The organism is Streptomyces sp. NPDC005302, assembly GCF_040607345.1.
Lineage (GTDB): Bacteria > Actinomycetota > Actinomycetes > Streptomycetales > Streptomycetaceae > Streptomyces.
This window is the reverse complement of sequence record NZ_JBEXGN010000007.1, coordinates 67,467-83,982: the sequence shown is the minus strand read 5'-3', so window position 1 is coordinate 83,982 and position 16,516 is coordinate 67,467. Positions and strand designations below refer to the sequence as shown.

The 16,516-nt window shown below is 71.7% G+C and carries 14 protein-coding genes and 1 pseudogene; 9 read left to right on the top strand and 6 right to left on the bottom strand.

Features of this window, described 5'->3' with window-relative positions:
* Positions 1 to 69: 69 nt before the first annotated feature.
* Together ABZT74_RS12795 and ABZT74_RS12790 are read right to left on the bottom strand one after the other, a co-directional pair.
* A complete protein-coding gene (locus ABZT74_RS12795) occupies positions 70 to 1,932 on the bottom strand; it encodes an AAA family ATPase (RefSeq protein WP_356173176.1) in 1,863 nt (620 codons plus the stop codon).
* A 456-nt stretch (positions 1,933 to 2,388) separates the two neighbouring features.
* Positions 2,389 to 3,042: a hypothetical protein gene (locus tag ABZT74_RS12790; protein ID WP_356434585.1), complete on the bottom strand. Its 654-nt coding sequence runs from the start codon at positions 3,040 to 3,042 to the stop codon at positions 2,389 to 2,391.
* A gap of 232 nt (positions 3,043 to 3,274) precedes the next feature.
* On the opposite strand from ABZT74_RS12790, the gene ABZT74_RS12785 reads away from it, so the two are divergent.
* The 5 genes from ABZT74_RS12785 to ABZT74_RS12765 all read left to right on the top strand — a co-directional run bounded on the left by ABZT74_RS12785 (position 3,275) and on the right by ABZT74_RS12765 (position 8,625).
* Positions 3,275 to 4,234, top strand: coding sequence for a hypothetical protein (locus tag ABZT74_RS12785; protein WP_356434582.1), 960 nt, complete (start codon positions 3,275 to 3,277; stop codon positions 4,232 to 4,234).
* A 44-nt stretch (positions 4,235 to 4,278) separates the two neighbouring features.
* Positions 4,279 to 5,820 carry an amino acid permease gene (locus tag ABZT74_RS12780; RefSeq protein WP_356434580.1) on the top strand — a complete coding sequence of 514 codons (1,542 nt, stop codon included), beginning with the start codon at positions 4,279 to 4,281 and terminating at the stop codon, positions 5,818 to 5,820.
* A 209-nt stretch (positions 5,821 to 6,029) separates the two neighbouring features.
* Positions 6,030 to 7,385: a peptidase C39 family protein gene (locus tag ABZT74_RS12775; protein WP_356434576.1), complete on the top strand. Its 1,356-nt coding sequence runs from the start codon at positions 6,030 to 6,032 to the stop codon at positions 7,383 to 7,385.
* 276 nt (positions 7,386 to 7,661) lie between these two features.
* A complete protein-coding gene (locus tag ABZT74_RS12770; RefSeq protein ID WP_355866284.1) occupies positions 7,662 to 7,808 on the top strand; it encodes an SCO1431 family membrane protein in 147 nt (48 codons plus the stop codon).
* A 157-nt stretch (positions 7,809 to 7,965) separates the two neighbouring features.
* On the top strand, positions 7,966 to 8,625 hold the full coding sequence (locus ABZT74_RS12765) for a TetR/AcrR family transcriptional regulator (RefSeq protein ID WP_355866287.1): 660 nt from the start codon (positions 7,966 to 7,968) through the stop codon (positions 8,623 to 8,625).
* An 83-nt stretch (positions 8,626 to 8,708) separates the two neighbouring features.
* Here ABZT74_RS12765 and ABZT74_RS12760 read toward each other — a convergent pair whose 3' ends face one another.
* The 3 genes and pseudogenes from ABZT74_RS12760 to ABZT74_RS12750 all read right to left on the bottom strand — a co-directional run.
* Positions 8,709 to 10,019 (bottom strand): glycoside hydrolase family 18 protein, encoded by a 1,311-nt coding sequence (locus ABZT74_RS12760; RefSeq protein ID WP_356173191.1) that lies wholly within the window; start codon positions 10,017 to 10,019, stop codon positions 8,709 to 8,711.
* 355 nt (positions 10,020 to 10,374) lie between these two features.
* Positions 10,375 to 10,623, bottom strand: coding sequence for a hypothetical protein (locus ABZT74_RS12755; protein ID WP_356434876.1), 249 nt, complete (start codon positions 10,621 to 10,623; stop codon positions 10,375 to 10,377).
* 6 nt (positions 10,624 to 10,629) lie between these two features.
* A pseudogene (locus ABZT74_RS12750) lies at positions 10,630 to 10,833 on the bottom strand (hypothetical protein); the annotation flags it as partial.
* A gap of 198 nt (positions 10,834 to 11,031) precedes the next feature.
* Between ABZT74_RS12750 and ABZT74_RS12745 the strand changes: the two are divergent.
* Positions 11,032 to 12,144, top strand: a complete 1,113-nt coding sequence (locus tag ABZT74_RS12745) for a hypothetical protein (RefSeq protein ID WP_356434573.1) — start codon at positions 11,032 to 11,034, stop codon at positions 12,142 to 12,144.
* Positions 12,145 to 12,157: 13 nt separating this feature from the next.
* Positions 12,158 to 13,270 carry a phosphotransferase family protein gene (locus tag ABZT74_RS12740; protein ID WP_356434570.1) on the top strand — a complete coding sequence of 371 codons (1,113 nt, stop codon included), beginning with the start codon at positions 12,158 to 12,160 and terminating at the stop codon, positions 13,268 to 13,270.
* Positions 13,271 to 13,283: 13 nt separating this feature from the next.
* Here the strand turns inward: ABZT74_RS12740 and ABZT74_RS12735 are convergent, their stop codons facing one another.
* Positions 13,284 to 13,724: a hypothetical protein gene (locus tag ABZT74_RS12735; RefSeq protein WP_356434567.1), complete on the bottom strand. Its 441-nt coding sequence runs from the start codon at positions 13,722 to 13,724 to the stop codon at positions 13,284 to 13,286.
* A gap of 265 nt (positions 13,725 to 13,989) precedes the next feature.
* Here ABZT74_RS12735 and ABZT74_RS12730 point away from each other — a divergent pair, with 265 nt between their 5' ends.
* Both ABZT74_RS12730 and ABZT74_RS12725 read left to right on the top strand, forming a co-directional pair.
* Positions 13,990 to 14,430: an Lrp/AsnC family transcriptional regulator gene (locus ABZT74_RS12730; RefSeq protein ID WP_356173202.1), complete on the top strand. Its 441-nt coding sequence runs from the start codon at positions 13,990 to 13,992 to the stop codon at positions 14,428 to 14,430.
* 300 nt (positions 14,431 to 14,730) lie between these two features.
* Complete coding sequence (locus tag ABZT74_RS12725) at positions 14,731 to 16,347, top strand: amidohydrolase (protein ID WP_356434564.1); 1,617 nt, start codon at positions 14,731 to 14,733, stop codon at positions 16,345 to 16,347.
* Positions 16,348 to 16,516 lie beyond the last annotated feature (169 nt).

Below are 16,516 nucleotides of genomic sequence, written 5' to 3'. Positions count from 1 at the left end.
GGGCCCCGGTTCTCCGCGGGCCGTGCGACCGCTCCGGTGGTCGCACGGCCCGTGGAGGCCGGGGCCTTCTCACATCCCCGACGGGTCGTGCGGCCCCCGTCCCGACAGGACTTCCCCGTAGGCCTGCATGAGGTCCGGCAGCCGCAGCGTCGACAGGTCGTCGCGGGAGGGGGTGGAGGTGTATCCGGTCAGCCGCAGATCGCGGTAGGCGCAGCTCTTCTCGTACAGGGTGCGTAGGAAGCGGCCGTTGCCCAGTTCGTCGATCCAGCCCTGGTCGACGACGTGGCCGGCGATGGAGCGCAGTTCGTCGAGCGCCTCCTCGTCCCAGACGTCGCCGTTCTCGGCGGCCAGCACCTCGCCTATCGAGGTCAGTTCGAGGGGGCGGTAGGAGGGGAAGTCCACCCGGCTGGTGAAGCGGGAGGAGAGACCGGGGTTGGCGGCCAGCAGGCGGTCCATGCCCTCGGGGTAGCCGGCCAGGATGACGACGAGGTGGTCGCGGTTGTCCTCGGCCCGCTTCAGCAGGACCTGGAGGGCCTCGTCGCCGTACGCGTCGCCCTTGCCGTAGCCGGAGTTGGACAGCGAGTACGCCTCGTCGACGAAGAGGACTCCGCCGATCGCCGAGTCGATCAGTTCGTTGGCCTTCACGGCGGTCTGGCCGAGGTACTCGCCGACCAGGTCGGCCCGCTGGGCTTCCACCAGATGGTCGCCGCCGAGCAGCCCGAGCGCGTAGAAGACCCGGCCGAGGATGCGGGCCACGGTGGTCTTTCCGGTGCCGGAGGGACCGGAGAAGACGAAGTGACGTTTGGGCGGCTGCACCGGCAGGCCCTGCCCGGCGCGCAGCCGAGCCATGTTCAACTGCGCCGACAGCGCTTTCACCTGGCGTTTCACCGGTTCCAGGCCGACCATGCACTCCAGTTCGGCGAGCGCCTCCTCCAATAACGCGGGGTCGGTCGGGCCGGTGGGGAGCGGCTGCACCGGCACCATCGCCTTCTCCCGGAAGACGTCGGTCTCCGGCTGGAGTCCGCCCGACGGCGGATCGGGCTCCGAGAGCTTCAGGTCCCGTCCCTCGGAGCCGAAGAGCGGATCCACTCCGTCCGGGCCTTCCAGGACGTCCTGGCCCACTCCGGCGAGGGTGATCGCCGCGAGGTCGGCCGCCGCGTCGTCGTAGCCGTCCCCCTCGGAGATGGCGGCGAGGCGAGCCGAGGTGTCCATGAACGACGGGTCGACCCGGTGGACGGCCCGGTACAGGGGGAGGGCGGCCGCGGACCGTCCGGTGCCCTCGTGGGCGCGGGCCAGCCAGTAGCGCAGTTCCTTGCGCTGCGGCTGCTCGCTGCGGCAGCGCATCAGCGCGGACGACAGCAGGGGCTCGGCGTGCCCGAACATCTCCAGCCTGACCCGCGCCATGCCGCCGAACAGGCCGGCCTCTATGCCGAGCATCGGATCGTCGATCAGCGGGTCGGTGTGCCGGACCAACTGCTCCCAGTCCTTGACCAGATAGGCGCGGCACGCGTGCAGGAACCGCACCTGGTGGTCCGCGTCCACCGGTGGCAGACCGGCCAACGCCCGGTCCAGTTCCGGGACATGACGTCCGTCGAGCCAGTGCGAGGCGTGCGCGAGCAGCAGGTCCCGCGGGCTCTCCAGCACCGGCTGCACCCACCAGCCCAGCCAGTACCAGGAGTTGATGGTGCGCCGGTGGCGGGCGCGTTGTTCGCCGAAGCGGTCCCGGTGCCGGAACATCCGCAGCAGCGCGGTCGTCGTGTCCACCCGTAGCGCGTGCAGTCCGAGCCAGCCGTCCGCCATACCGGGGTCCATCCGGACCGCGGCGCGGAACTCCTCCTCCGCCTGCGGGTAGGCGCCCATCGTGTAGGCGTCCACACCTCGCAGCCAGGCGAGGTCGGCCGGGGCCTCGGGACCCTGCGTGCCGAAGTCCATCACGTCCCCCACAAACCGTGCCCCCGATGGTCGGGAAGTGTCTCGTGGATCAGGACACCTCCCTTGCCGCCGGGCAGGTGCCCGTCGGCATCTCTGGTCGAACGACTGTGCCGCGGACGGGAGTTGCGGCTAGCCGTCCGAAGGTCGCACCGAGAGGCATCGTACCTGCGGTTCATGGGCGTGCCGAAGGGTGCCGCACACCCCGTTCCACGAGGTGGGAGCAGACGGGGCGCACAGTGGGCGGTGACCCTGGGTGAGCGAACCGCGTCGCAGGGCGTCCGGAAAAGGGGGGTGTGGGCAGAACGAAGCCCCCGATCACGGGGGAACAACCGGGGGCTTCGCGACTGCGGGGCGACTCCCGAAGGCCGCTCATTCAGAACGTAAGACCTGTACGGCCCCCCGGTCAAGGAGAGTTGAGGCACTGGGAGAACTTCTCCTGCGCCGCTCTTCACAAGTTCAGCACACTGCGGATGGTCCGTCACGGTGCGTGATGAAACGGTCCTCTCCTGGCGTCCCGGCGGGCCCCGGGAGCACCTCGTACCCCTCGGAACTCTGCCGCACCACATGATGCGCGAAGGGCCGCGAGGGGTCCTCCGCGAAGTGCCGGCGCTCGGCGCGGACCCAGCCCGCCCAGAAGTCGCTCTGCGCCGCACCGTCCCGTCGCATCCCGCGCGCCCAGGCCTCGTCGTGCGGCAACTCCATCCACAACAGCCGCGCGAGCCACGGCCGCAACACGCGACGGCCCGCTCCGACGCCCTCCAGCACCACCACGGGCGCGGCGGGCAGCTCATGGACCGGCCCGAACTCCCGGGAGGTCCAGTCGTAGGGGGCGTACCGCGCGCTCTCACCCCGCCGCAGCGGCTCGATCACCTGGCTCAGCAGACGCCCGGTCCACGCGAAGAGCTCCTCGTGGGTGGCGACGTCGTCGAGGTGGAGGACAGGCGCGCCGCCCAGGGCCGCCGCCAACTCCCCGGCGAACGTGGTCTTTCCGGAGCCCGCGTGGCCGTCGACGCCGACGAGGCGGACGGGCCCGCAGGAGGGCGGCAGCCGGCGCAGCCGGGCGGCGAGGACGTCGATGGGGTGTCCCGGGGTGAGATCGGAGGTGAGCATATTCCTGGGGAACATTCTATCGAGGGGCCGTGAGCGGCGGATCCATGGGTGCTGAATGGTGTTGCGTTGAACTATCGATTGAACATTCCTCAAGAAATGCCCTCGGTGCCTCCGAAGTTCCAGGTCCCGGCGGAAGCAGGTATTTCGGATACGGCGTTCCGGTTCTCCGGGAAGCTGAGTAGGGTGCCTGGTGCGCAACGGCGGGACGTCGCACGGGGATGGACAGGGGAAGATGGCCGCGGGGTTATTCGAGGGGCAGTACGTGTGGCATCCGGCGGCCGACGACCGCAGACTCGCGAGCGTCTGCACGGATGTCCGGGCCGGCCGTTTTCTGAGCGCCCACGAAGCTCTGACGGAGACCCGCGCGGACTTCCCGCTCCGGGCCCACCGCTCCCTGGTTCTCGCTTCCGAGGCGGCCGACTCCGACCTCGCCGAGCGCTGGCTGGCCGAGGAGGGATCGTCGCCCGAGTCCGCGCTCCTGTGGGCGCGCGTGGCCGTCCTGCGGGCGCTGCGCGCGGCCGACGCGAAGGACGACCGGGCCGAGGCGCTGGAGCGGATAGCGCTGACCGCCTGCGACCGGGCCGCCGTCATGGACCGCGCCGATCCGACGCCCTGGGTGGCCCGGCTGTCCATGGCCCGGCTGCACGACCTGCGTGACGCGGCGCCGCACGGACTGCTCACCCAGCCACCCGGCCCCTGGCAGCTCTTCTCGCACATCCTGCGCCTCGACCCCTGGAACCGTGAGGGGCACCACCGGTTTCTGGCCTTCTTCTTCACGCGGTACGGCGGCTCAGTGAACGCGGCCTGGGACGTCGCCGCCTTCCTGAGCCAGCGCGCCCCCGCCACCTCCCCGCTGCGGCTGCTGCCGCTGGTCGCCCTGGTGGAGAGTTACGACCCCTCGCAACTGCTGGTCGACCGCACCTGGGAGCAGCCGCAGTGGCGTTCGACGGCGCTCGCGATCTACCGGCACTGGCTGCCGGAGGCGTCCGGATACCGCTTCACGCCGGTGCTCGACCTGGCGTACCTGGCGCACGCGCTCTTCATGGCGCAGTGCGAGTTCGAGGCGCGCGCGGTCCTCACGGCCATGGGGCCGTACGCCAGCCGCATGCCGTGGAGCGTGTTCGGCGCACCCGAGGAGCAGCTCTCCCGGGCCCGCCGTGCCTGCGGCCTGGCCGTACCCGGCGCGCCCTGAACACCCCGAGAGACCTCACGACACCCCAAAGAGAAAGGTCAGTTGTGTCAGAACGGATATCGGCCCCCCACGCCCGAGCCCGTGCCGGACAGGATTCCGCCACGCTCGATGACGACGCGACACTGCACGCGATGGGATATCCGCGAAAACTCACCCGCCGATTCAAGGCGTTCGACAATTTCGCGATCTCCTTCACGATCATCAACATCGTCTCGGGTATTTTCTCGTCCTTCGGATTCGGGATGAACGCCGGCGGCCCCCGCATTCTCGTGTTCGGCTGGATCGGCGTCTCCGTGATGGTCCTCTTCATCGGCGCGGCGATGGCCGAGGTGGCCTCCGCCTATCCGACCAGCGGGGCCCTCTATTTCTCCGCAGGAAAGCTCGCCAAACGGCACAAGGGCGCATGGTCCTGGTACACGGGCTGGCTGAATTTCGTGGGTCAGGTGGGCGGCACGGCCGCGACCGGATACGCGGCCGCCACCTTCATCCAGGCCTTCGTCGCCCTGCAGTGGCACACCTACGAGCCGACCGCGCAGCAGACCGTCCTGATCACGGGACTGATCATCGTGCTCCAGGGTCTGGCCAATACCTACACGGTCCAGCTGGTCGCCCTGCTCAACCGGATCTCCGTCTGGTGGCTGCTGATCGGGCTCGTCGTGATCGTGAGCACCCTCGTCGTCATGCCCGACGACCACCAGTCGCCGTCGTTCGTCACGCATTTCGCGAACAACACCGGTTTCACGAACGGGCTTTACGGCGGGATGCTCGGCCTGCTCGTCACCAGCTGGACCTTCACGGGCTTCGACGGCAGCTTCCACATGTCCGAGGAAACGGTGCGGGCGACGGTCAACGCACCCAAGGGGATCACGCGTGCCATCGGCTATTCGGCGATCACCGGTCTCGTCCTGATGCTCGCCCTCGTCTACAGCATTCACGACTACGACAAGGTGGCCGCCTCCTCGGCGCCGCCCGTCCAGATTCTCATCGACGGGCTTGGCATGGGCATGGCTAAGGTCATCCTGCTCATCGTGATCGGGTCCATGCTGTTCTGCGGGCTGGCCAACCTGACCAGCAACACCCGCCAGATCTTCGCCTTCTCCCGGGACGGCGCGATGCCGGGCTCCCGCTGGTGGCACTCCGTCTCGCCCCGCACCCGTACCCCCGTCAAGGCCGTGTGGCTGGCCGTCGGCTGCTCGCTGGTCCTCGTCCTGCCCGGCTGGTGGTCGCACACCGCCTTCACCGCGATCGTCAGCGTCAACGTCGTCGGCCTCTTCCTCGCCTACGCCGTGCCGATCTTCCTGCGGCTGCGGCTGGGGGACGGGTTCCAGCCGGGCCCCTGGAACCTCGGCCGATGGAGCAGGCCGGTCGGCTGGGTGGCCGTGATCTGGATCCTCGCCAGCAGCGTGCTCTTCATGCTGCCGCAGGGCTCGCCCATCACCGGCGACACCTTCAACTACGCCTCGATCGCCCTCGCCGTGGTCCTGATCGTGGCCACGGTGTGGTGGTTCGCCACCGCACGGCGCCGCTTCCAGGGGCCCGTGAGCTACGGCCGCCCCGACGAGGTCGCCGCCATGGACCTCGTCTGACCGGCCCGCGTCCCGGACCCGGCACCCGGGGCCGGGACGCGGGCACTCGACGGGTCCGGGGCCGCCGCAGGTCATGCCAGTGGTCCCTACCAATATTGGTGGGCGTGGCATGGCCGAAAGTGCTGGCAGAAGTCGGCCCCCGGCGTCCATAGTTGGCCCACGACCGAGCTTGGGCCCGCCCGTTCCGGACACCTGGGGGTCAACCACCCATGAGCAGAGCCGAACAGCCGTCCCGCAGAACAGTCCTCGCCGCCGCGGTAGCCGCGGCGGCGGCCGTGGGGGCCACCGGCCCCGCGGCCGCCGCCGTCCCGGGCCGCCCGGCCAGGGCCCACGGCGGACTCGTGGACAACCACGCCTGGACCTCGTACACCGACTGGCGCAGTGGTGCCGCACGGGGCACGCGTGCCGTGCCGGGCGTGCGTCCCGGTCTGGTGATCGTCGCCCGGGCCGGCACCACGGACTACACCGACCCGCACACCGGCAGGACGGCCACCTGGGAGTACGCGACCTGGACCAGCCCGGTCCACCGGCTCGGCGTGCCCGCGACGGAGGTCATCGCCTCCTGGAACGCGAGCACCCCGGCCGGCACCTGGCTCCAGGTGGAACTGACCGGCACGTACTCCGACGGCACGGCCACCCCCTGGTACGTGATGGGCCGCTGGGCCTCCGGCGAGCAGGACATCCGGCGGACCTCCGTCGACGACCAGAGCGACGGCCGCAGCAGCATCTGGACGGACACGTTCGCCATCGACGACGCGGCCTCCGGGCTGCGCCTCGTCTCCTACCGGCTGCGCCTGACCCTCTACCGCACCCCCGGCTCGCGGCTCACGCCGACCGTGTGGCGGCTCGGCGCGATGGGCTCCGACATCCCGGACCGTTTCACCGTCCCGGCCTCCACCCCGGGGCTCTCCCAGGAGCTGCGGGTCCCGCGCTTCTCGCAGGAGATCCACGCCGGCCAGTACCCCGAGTACGACAACGGCGGCGAGGCCTGGTGCAGCCCGACCTCCTCGCAGATGATCATCGAGTACTGGGGCCGCAAGCCCACCGCGGAGCAGCTCGCCTGGGTCGACCCGGCGTACGCCGACCCGCAGGTCTGCCTCGCGGCCCGCTCCACCTTCGACTACCAGTACGACGGATGCGGCAACTGGCCGTTCAACGCGGCCTACGCGGCGACGTACAAGGACCTCCAGGGTGTGGTGACCCGGCTCGGTTCGCTCACCGACCTGGAGACGCTGATCGCCGCCGGCATCCCGGCCATAACGTCCCAGTCGTTCCTCAAGACGGAGCTGACGGGCGCGGGGTACGGCACCTCGGGTCACCTCATGACGGTCATCGGGTTCACCGCCGAGGGCGACGTGATCGCCAACGACCCGGCGTCTCCGGGCGACGACGCGGTGCGCAGGATCTACAAGCGCTCCGAGTGGGAGAACATCTGGCTCCGGACCAAGCGCTACAACGCCTCCGGCGGGGTGTCCTCCGGGACCGGCGGTGTCTGCTACCTGTACTTCCCGGCCCATCCCTCCCCGCGCCAGCTCAAGGCGCTCGCGGCGGTGGGCATCCGCTGAGCCGACGGGCGGCCCCCGCACGCCGGGGGCCGCCCCTCGGGGCTCAGCCCTGGACCGGTGCCCATCGAGGCCTTTCCCTCGTCCGGGCGGGGTGTGTGACGAGACCCACACCCTTCGCGCGCCGCCGCGGCATTCCCGGGCGTCCGACGCCGGTCGAAGCGCCGGCGTGAGCAAGCTCTCTACCGCAGCGGCCGGCTCCGGTGGCAAGGTGGTCGGGCCGGTGGGGAGCCGGCGGGGGCGGGCGATTCGACCGCACCACTACGTCAGCGAGATGCCATGACCACGAGCTCCGCCACCGCCTCCCGTCTCCGCGCCCGCACCGGCGGCCCCCGGGACGACGGCCCGAAGATCCTCGAGCACGTGCTGGGCTGGACCCTCGTGGTGGTCGTGGCGATGCTGGCGACACAGCTCGGCCTGTTCTGAGCCGACGGCGGGGATCGTCGATGCCCGACGCGACCGCGACCGCAGCCTCGGCCGGGCCGCGGTACCTCGGGCATCGTTGATCGCGTGCGCCTGAACGGTCGCCACGCTTCTGCCATACTGCGGATGTTCCGTCGGCAGTCGGAGACCAGGGCCGGAATTGAATAATAGTCAACAGCGCGATGCCGAGCGTCCACGGGCGCGCGGCACCGACCGCTCACTGGCGCGTCGCGCCGAACTCATCGCCATCGGGCGGAGATTGTTCGCCGACACGTCCTACGACGCACTCTCCATGGACGACATCGCGCGGCAGGCGCATGTCGCCAAGGGGCTGATCTACTACTACTTCACGTCCAAGCGCGGCTACTACCTCGCCATCGTCGAGGACTCCGTCGCGGACCTCGTCTCGCGCGCGGCGGGCGGGCTCGAACTGCCCCCGGTGGAGCGGGTCCACCGCACCATCGACGGCTACCTCCGCTACGCCGAGCACAACCAGGCCGCCTATCGCACCATCATCGCCGGCGGCGTGGGATTCGACGCCGAGGTGCAGGCGATCCGGGAGGGTGTGCGCGAGGTGATCGTGGAGACGATCGCCGAAGGGGCGTACGGCCGGGGCGGGATCGGGCCGTTGCCCCGCATCGCCCTGCTCGGCTGGCTGCACGGTGTCGAGGGGGCCACCCTCGACTGGATCGGCCACCAGACGGTGTCGCGCGACGTCATGCGCGAGCTGCTGGTCAAGATGCTCGGCGGCACGATGCGCGCGATCGAGGAGATCGACCCCTCGTACGTCGCGCCGCCGGACGCCCGCAGGGACGGCTGAAGGGCACTCGGCGCCCGTCAGGGCTGACGTGGAAGGGGCGGACGCCGTGACCGGCGTCCGCCCCGACCTGCCTGCCGTGAAGGCTAGTTGACCGACTTGATCAGCTCACCGTTCGAGGTGTCGCCGCTCAGCTCCCAGAGGAAGGTGCCGCCCAGGCCCTGCGCGTTCTTGTAGCTCATCTTGCCCGCGATGGTCGACGGGGTGTCGTAGCTCCACCAGTTGGTACCGCACTTGGCGTACGCGGTACCCGCCACCGTGCCGGTCGCCGGGCACTTCGTCTTGAGCACCTTGTAGTCGTCGATGCCCTGCTCGTACGTGCCCGCCGCCGGGCCGGTCGCCGTGCCGCCGGGTGCCGCCTGGGTGACGCCGGTCCAGCCGCGGCCGTAGAAGCCGATGCCGAGCAGCAGCTTCGAGGCCGGGATGCCGAGGCCCTTGAGCTTCGCGATGGTCGCCGAGGTGTAGTAGTTCGCCTTCGGGATGCCGGTGTACGAGTTCAGCGGCGAGTGCGGGGCCGTCGGACCGGTCGCGTCCCAGGCGCCGAAGAAGTCGTACGTCATCGGGTTGTACCAGTCGACGTACTGGGCAGCGCCCGCGTAGTCCGTGGCGTCGATCTTCCCGCCGGTGGTGGCGTCGGCCGTGATCGCCGCGGTGACCAGGTTGCCGCTGCCGAACTTCGCGCGCAGTGCGGCCACGACGTTCTTGAACGCCGCCTTGCCGCTGGTGTCGCAGGACAGGCCGCAGGAGTTGGGGTACTCCCAGTCGATGTCGATGCCGTCGAAGACGTCCGCCCACTTGGAGTTCTCGACCAGGTCGTAGCAGGACTGGGCGAAGGCGGCGGGGTTCTTGGCGGCCTCGGTGAAGCCGCCCGACCAGGTCCAGCCGCCGAAGGACCAGAGCACCTTGAGGTTCGGGTGCTTCTTCTTCAGCTCGCGCAGCTGGTTGAAGTTGCCGCGCAGCGGCTGGTCCCAGGTGTCGGCGGTGCCGTCGACGGACTGGTCGGCGGTGTACGCCTTGTCGGTCGCCGCGTAGGAGTCGCCCATGGCGCACTTGCCGCCGGTGACGTTGCCGAACGCGTAGTTGATGTGGGTCAGTTTGGCGGCCGAACCGGACGTCTCGACGTTCTTGACGTGGTAGTTCCGGTCGTAGACACCCCATTCGGTGAAGTAGCCGACGACCTTGGAGCCCGCTGCCGCGGCGCTCGCGGACCCCACGGTGCTCGTGGTGGTCCTGCCTGCTGCGTTCGCGTCGGCCGTCGCCGTGCCGGCGCCGGCCAGCAGTCCCGCGCCGAGGACGGCGCAACACGCGGCGGAGACGAGCGCGCGGACGGACGTGCTTCTGGCGCCGGGGGAGCGCCTGACGGGGGAGAGCGCGCGGGGGAGGTGCGGTCGGAGCATCGGTTCTCCTCGTGGGGGAGGGGAGCGTGGGGCGTTCGTGCCGGGACCTGTCGGCGGCCGTGAGGGACCGCCGCATGCCGCTTGGCATGAACGCGCTGAGGCGTTGGGGGAACCCTAGGAGGACTAGACCACTGCGTCAATGGTTCGGACCAATTCCCCGCCGCGCGGTCCGCGGCCGTCAACTACCCCTTCGATGCTGTGGATTGGAGGCGACGTCGCCCGACCGGAGATCTCCCCGGCGCGTGGACGGGCAGGGTTGCGGTCCGAGTCGAGCGCGCCTGTCGGCTCCGGCGAGCGCGCGGCCCTGGCTCGGGGGCGATGCCGCCGCCGTGCGGCCGGCGGCCCCGGGGCTCGGTCAGCGCGCGACGCCCTGCGGGTCCCGGCCCGCGCCGAGATCCCCGCGCGGGCCACGGTGCGCCCCGAACCCGCCCTGCGGGTCCGGCCCCGCACCCAACTCGCCGCGCCGGTCCGGGGTCACGCCGAACTCGTTGCGCGGATCCCTGGAGGCGTTGAACTGCCCCTCGTTCCGCGGGTCGCGGACCGGTACGAAACGCGGCTCCCCGCGCGGATCCCGGCTCGCGCCGAAGGTGCTGTACCCGTACATCGCCGATGGCGCCGAAAGGCGCACCCACTCCGGGTCGTGGCGCCCCGGGAGCGTGCGGCCGTGATCGGCCCACGCCCGCATCAGGGCGAGGTAGATGGGCGGATCCTGAACCGGCGGAGCAGGCGGGGGCGGCGCACGGTGAACCGATTCTGCCGGAACCGGGACGAGGATCCGGCGCCGACGCCCGGTCGCAGCATAGGTGGGGTTCATACCGGGGCAACGCCGGGGCGGGCGGACAGGTCACCCGCCCACGGATTCGGCCGTGCGTTCGCGACGGACCCCGTGCGGGGCTCCCTCGGTGAACGTGTGTCTGGTCCCCGACCGTCATCTGACGTACCGTCAACTCTGCCGCCGGGGGCCGTACCCCTCCGGGCGACGTCAACTGCCGCGCGCCCAGGGAGGCCTGCCGTGACCGACGACCGCCCCGTCCCCCTCGACGAATACCCCGTGCACCAGGTCCCGCTGTCCATGAAGCACGTGGCCGGCGGTGACCGGAACGCCTACGACCGCTGCATCTTCCATGTTCTGGACCACACTGGCCGCGCCCTGCTGATCCTCGGCCTCGGCGTCTACCCGAACGTCGGGGTGATCGACGCCTACGCCACCCTGCGGCTCGGCGACCGCCTGCACGCCGTTCGCGCCTCGGACGCGCTCGGCGACGACCGCACGGACCTCGCCGTCGGCCCCTTCCGGATCACCGTCGAGGAGCCGCTGCGCCGGTTCCGGCTGCGGTCCGACGACGACTCCCTCGCGTACGACCTCACCTGGACCGCGGACTTCCCCGCCCTGTGGGAGCCGCACCACGTCCAGCGCCGGGGCGGCCGGCTCACCCTGGAGGGCCGCCGCTTCGTCCAGGCCGGCGGTGTCGAGGGTGTCATCCGGGTCGACGGCGACGAGATCCCGGTCGGCGCGGGAGAGTGGACCGGCACCCGGGACCGCAGCTGGGGGGTGCGCCCCATCCCGGGCGAGGAAGGCGGCCGTCTCGCCGCCGAGAACCCGGCCGAGGGGTTCCACTGGATCTGGTGCCCGGTGCGCTTCGAGGACCGCTTCCTGATGGTCGTCGTCCAGGAGGACGCCGACGGGTACCGCACCCTGAGCGACGCGACCGTGGTGCGAGACGGCCACCGGGACCTCCAACTCGGCTGGCCCCAGGCCGACATCACCTACCGCTCCGGCACCCGCCGGCCCACCTCCGCCGTCCTGCACCTCACCCACCCGCGGGACCGCAAGCCGCTGGAGCTGGGCGTCGAGGTGCTCTGCTCCTCGCCGCTCGCGGTCGGGGCCGGGTATCCGCCCGCCGACGACTGGCAGCACGGCACCTGGCGCGGCCGCGGATGGACCGACCGGCGCGTGTACGACCTCGCCGACCCGGCGGCCCACCCCCTCGCCGGCTACGGGGTGACCGACCACGCCGCCCGGTTCACCCTCGACGGGCAGGTCGGACACGGGATCTTCGAGCACGGCTCGTTCGGCCGCCACGACCCGAGCGGCTTCACCGGGTTCGACTCGGTCGCGCCCTGAGAGGAGTGGCGAGATGGCCACGGCACCCCGCCCGCGTACGACCACCCGCGACCCCGGAGAACTCGCCCGGCGCCTGACGACCTGGCTCGACGCCCGCCTCCCGGGCGCCAGGGCGGTGGACGTGCGGGTCCCCGAGTCCAACGGCACGTCCAGCGAGACCCTGCTCTTCGACGTCGACCACCCCGAACCACCGCTGCGAGCCTGCGCGTTGAGAGCCGCCGCGGACCCCGCCGCCTACAGCGTGTTCCCCGTGTACGACATGGCCCGGCAGTACCGCACGATGCGCCTGGTCGGAGAACACAGCGATCTGCCGGTCCCCCGGGTGCGCTGGCTGGAGGAGGACCCGGGCCCGCTCGGGGTGCCCTTCTTCGTGATGGAGCGGATCGCCGGACGCGTCCCTCCGGACGTCATGCCCTACACGTACGAAGGCAACTGGCTGCACGCGGCGAGCGGGGCCGAACGCGAACACCTGGAAGCGGCGTCCGTCGCGCTGATCGCCCGACTGCACGACCAAGTACCCCTCGTGCAGGCCGACTTCCTGCGCCTGCCGGGCGACGGAAGCCCACTGCGGCGCCATGTGGCATCCCAACGCGCCTACTACGCCTGGGTGATCGACGGACTGTCGCCCTCACCGCTCATCGAGAGCGCCTTCGACCGGCTCGAGGCGCTATGGCCGCGCGACGAGGGCGAGGCGGTGCTCAACTGGGGTGACGCGCGCATCGGGAACGTCGTCTACGACGGGTTCGACCCCGTCGCGGTGCTGGACTGGGAGATGGCGGCGCCCGCCCCGCGCGAGGTGGACCTCGGCTGGACCGTCTACCTGCACCGCTTCTTCCAGGACCTGACCGTGAGCTTCGGGCAGCCGGGGCTCCCGGCATTCCTGCGCCGCGACCGCGTCGAGGCCCGCTACGCCCGGCTCACCGGACACACACCACGCGACATGGACTTCTACACGCTGTACGCCGCGCTGCGGCACGCGATCGTCATGCTGCGCATCGCCTACCGCCAGGCGCACTTCGGCGAGGTTGCCGTTCCCCCGGACCCGGACACGCTGATCCTGCACCACGACAGCCTGCGGGCCATGGTGCAGGGCAGCTACTGGGACGGGCCGGGCGTCGCCCGGTGAACGAGCGTGCCGTTCAGGCGGCCTGATCCCCCGTCAGAGGAACGACACGCACCGGGCGCGAGGCCGGTCCGCCCACGTGGGAGAACGGCTGTGTCCGCCAGTCGAGTCCCTGAGGGAGCGTCAACAGCAGCGCGGTGTCCTGCTCCTGAGGTTCCACGGACTCGTCGGCCGGCCTCGCGTCGTCGGCCGCACGGCCCGTGCCCGAGCACACCGTGAGCCCGAACGGGTTCCACGGGGAGGCGCACAGCGCGTGCTCCGGCAGGATCTCCTCGTCCGCCAGGAGCGCGATCGGCTGCGCGCAGTCCGGGCAGATCACCCGGTACATCTCGAAGGTGTCGTACGCGTCGAACTCGTCGCCGTCCAGGGCGTCGTGTTCGACACCCTCCGGCTCGGGTTCGAATGCGGGCTGCTGCCGCTTGGGCGCGGTACGACCAGGGCGCTTAAGACTCTGCATGGGATTCTCCCCCTCGGGTGGGCCGACAAGGCGCTGCGACCTCGACCACAGCAAGCACTTCCCGCCCCGTCTCTGCGGTAATCACGAGAACATCACGGACCCGGTTGCGGCCATGTGGCGTTCGTCACATGCCGCCCGCAGGTGCCTGGCCCGGCGGATCTGTCCGCCCGGTGGCGTACACGTGACTCTAAGCCACATCACAAACCGGCTATGACCTGCGCCGCCGAGTACCCCGGGGATCAAGGGCCCTGTAGGTTCTTGCGCCATGGAGGAGCTGGACCGACAGATCGTGCAGCTGCTCGTCGCAGACGGGCGGATGAGTTACACCGACTTGGGCAAGTCCACGGGCCTGTCCACGTCCGCCGTGCACCAGCGGGTGCGCCGGCTGGAGCAGCGCGGCGTCATCCGCGGCTACGCCGCGGTCGTCGACCCGGAGTCGGTCGGGCTGCCCCTGACCGCCTTCATCTCGGCGAAACCGTTCGACCCGAGCGCCCCGGACGACATCGCCGAACGCCTCGCGGGCGTACCGGAGATCGAGGCCTGCCACAGCGTCGCGGGCGACGAGAACTACATCCTCAAGGTGCGCGTCTCCACCCCGCACGAACTCGAGGAACTCCTGGCGCGCCTGCGCAGCCTCGCGGGCGTGTCGACCCGCACGACGGTCGTTCTGTCGACCCCCTACGAAGCGCGGCCCCCGCGCATCTGACCGCTCACGCCGGACCGGGCGTGTCCGCCGGAATCGGCCGGCCGTGGTCCCCGTGTCCTTATGTCCCCGCGCCTGCCCGCGCCCAGCGCCCGCACGCGCCTGTACGCGCGCGTGCGCGTGCGGGAGTGCCGCGGAGCGCCAGGGTGCCGCCGGGCCGCTCCGGGGCCGCCAGGGGGCCCCGCCGGGCGCACGAGGGCCGCGTGACGCCGACGCGGTGCCCGGACGCCGTGACGGGGCCGGACAGCGTGCGGTCGGCCACCCGGGCGACGGCCGGTGCCGGCGACGCGGGAGACTGGTCCCATGAGTGAGAGCACCGCCCCGTCGGTCACCGTGCTGCTGCGCGGTGGAGAAGTCCACAGCCCCGCAGACCCCTTCGCCACCGCCATGGTCGTCGAGCGCGGCCACGTCGCCTGGGTCGGCTCGGAGGGAGCCGCCGACGCCTTCGCCACCGGCGTCGACGAGGTCGTGGACCTGGAAGGCGCCCTGGTGACCCCGGCATTCACCGACGCCCACGTGCACACCACCGCCACCGGCCTGGCGCTGACCGGCCTCGACCTGTCCGACGCGCCCTCCCTGGACGCCGCGCTCGCCCTCGTCCGTGACTTCGCCGCCGCGCGCCCCGCCGACCAGGTGCTGCTCGGGCACGGCTGGGACGCCGCCCGCTGGCCCGGTGGGCGGCCCCCGACCCGCACCGAACTCGACGAGGCCACCGGCGGACGCCCGCTCTACCTGTCCCGCATCGACGTGCACTCCGCCGTCGCCACCACCGCGCTCCTGGACCTGGTGCCCGGCGTCACCGCGCGCACCGGCTACCTGCCGGACGGCCCGCTGACCGGCGACGCCCACCACGGGGTGCGTGCCGCTGCCCTCGCCGCGGTCGGCGGGACCCAGCGCACCGAGGCCCAGCGCGCCGCCCTCGCCCACGCCGCCTCGCTCGGCATCGGTTCCGTGCACGAGTGCGGAGGCCCCGAGATCTCCTCCGAGGACGACTTCACGGGCCTGCTGCGGCTCGCCGCCGGGGAGCCCGGCCCGCGTGTCGTCGGCTACTGGGCCGAGCGCGACGTCGACAAGGTGCGGGCCCTCGGCGCGGTCGGCGCGGCAGGCGACCTCTTCGTCGACGGCTCCCTCGGATCGCACACCGCCTGTCTGCACCAGCCCTACGTCGACGCGCACCACACCGGCGTCTCCCACCTCGACACGGACGCCGTGGCCGCGCACGTCGTGGCCTGCACCGAGGCGGGCCTCCAGGCGGGCTTCCACGCCATCGGGGACGCCGCGGTGGCCTCCGTGGTCGACGGCGTCCGCGCCGCCGCGGAGAAGGTCGGCCTGGCCCGCGTCCGCGCCGCCCGGCATCGCGTCGAGCACGCCGAGATGCTCACCCCGGAGACGATCGCGGGCTTCGCCGAGCTGGGCCTCACCGCCTCCGTACAGCCCGCCTTCGACGCGCTCTGGGGCGGCGAGGACGGCATGTACGCCCAGCGACTGGGCGTCGAGCGCGCCCGCACGCTCAACCCGTTCGCCGCCCTGCTCCGCACCGGCGTGCCGCTGGCCTTCGGCTCCGACAGCCCCGTCACCCCGCTCGACCCGTGGGGCACCGTCCGCGCCGCGGCCTTCCACCGCACCCCCGAGCACCGGGTGTCGGTCCGCGCCGCCTTCACGGCCCACACCCGGGGCGGCTGGCGGGCCGTCGGACGGGACGACGCCGGTGTGCTGGTGCCCGGCGCGCCCGCCGACTACGCCGTGTGGCGCACCGCCGAGCTGGTCGTGCAGGCCCCCGACGACCGGGTCGCGCGCTGGTCCACCGACCCGCGTTCGGGCACCCCGGGACTGCCCGATCTGACGCCCGGGAAGGACCTGCCCGTCTGCCTGCGCACCGTGGTCGGCGGACGGACGGTATTCGTACGGCCTAACGAGTGATGTCCCGGGGTCCCGCGGCCGCGATCACCGCCCGCCACCCCGTAGCTCGACCTGCGCATCCTCGGCACCGCCCAGGGGTGCGACGGAGAACGCGCAGCTCACGGGACGGTTGACAGCCGGGCGCAGCGTGCCGGTAGGTTCGGCCGCGTCCACCACCGGACGTCCGACC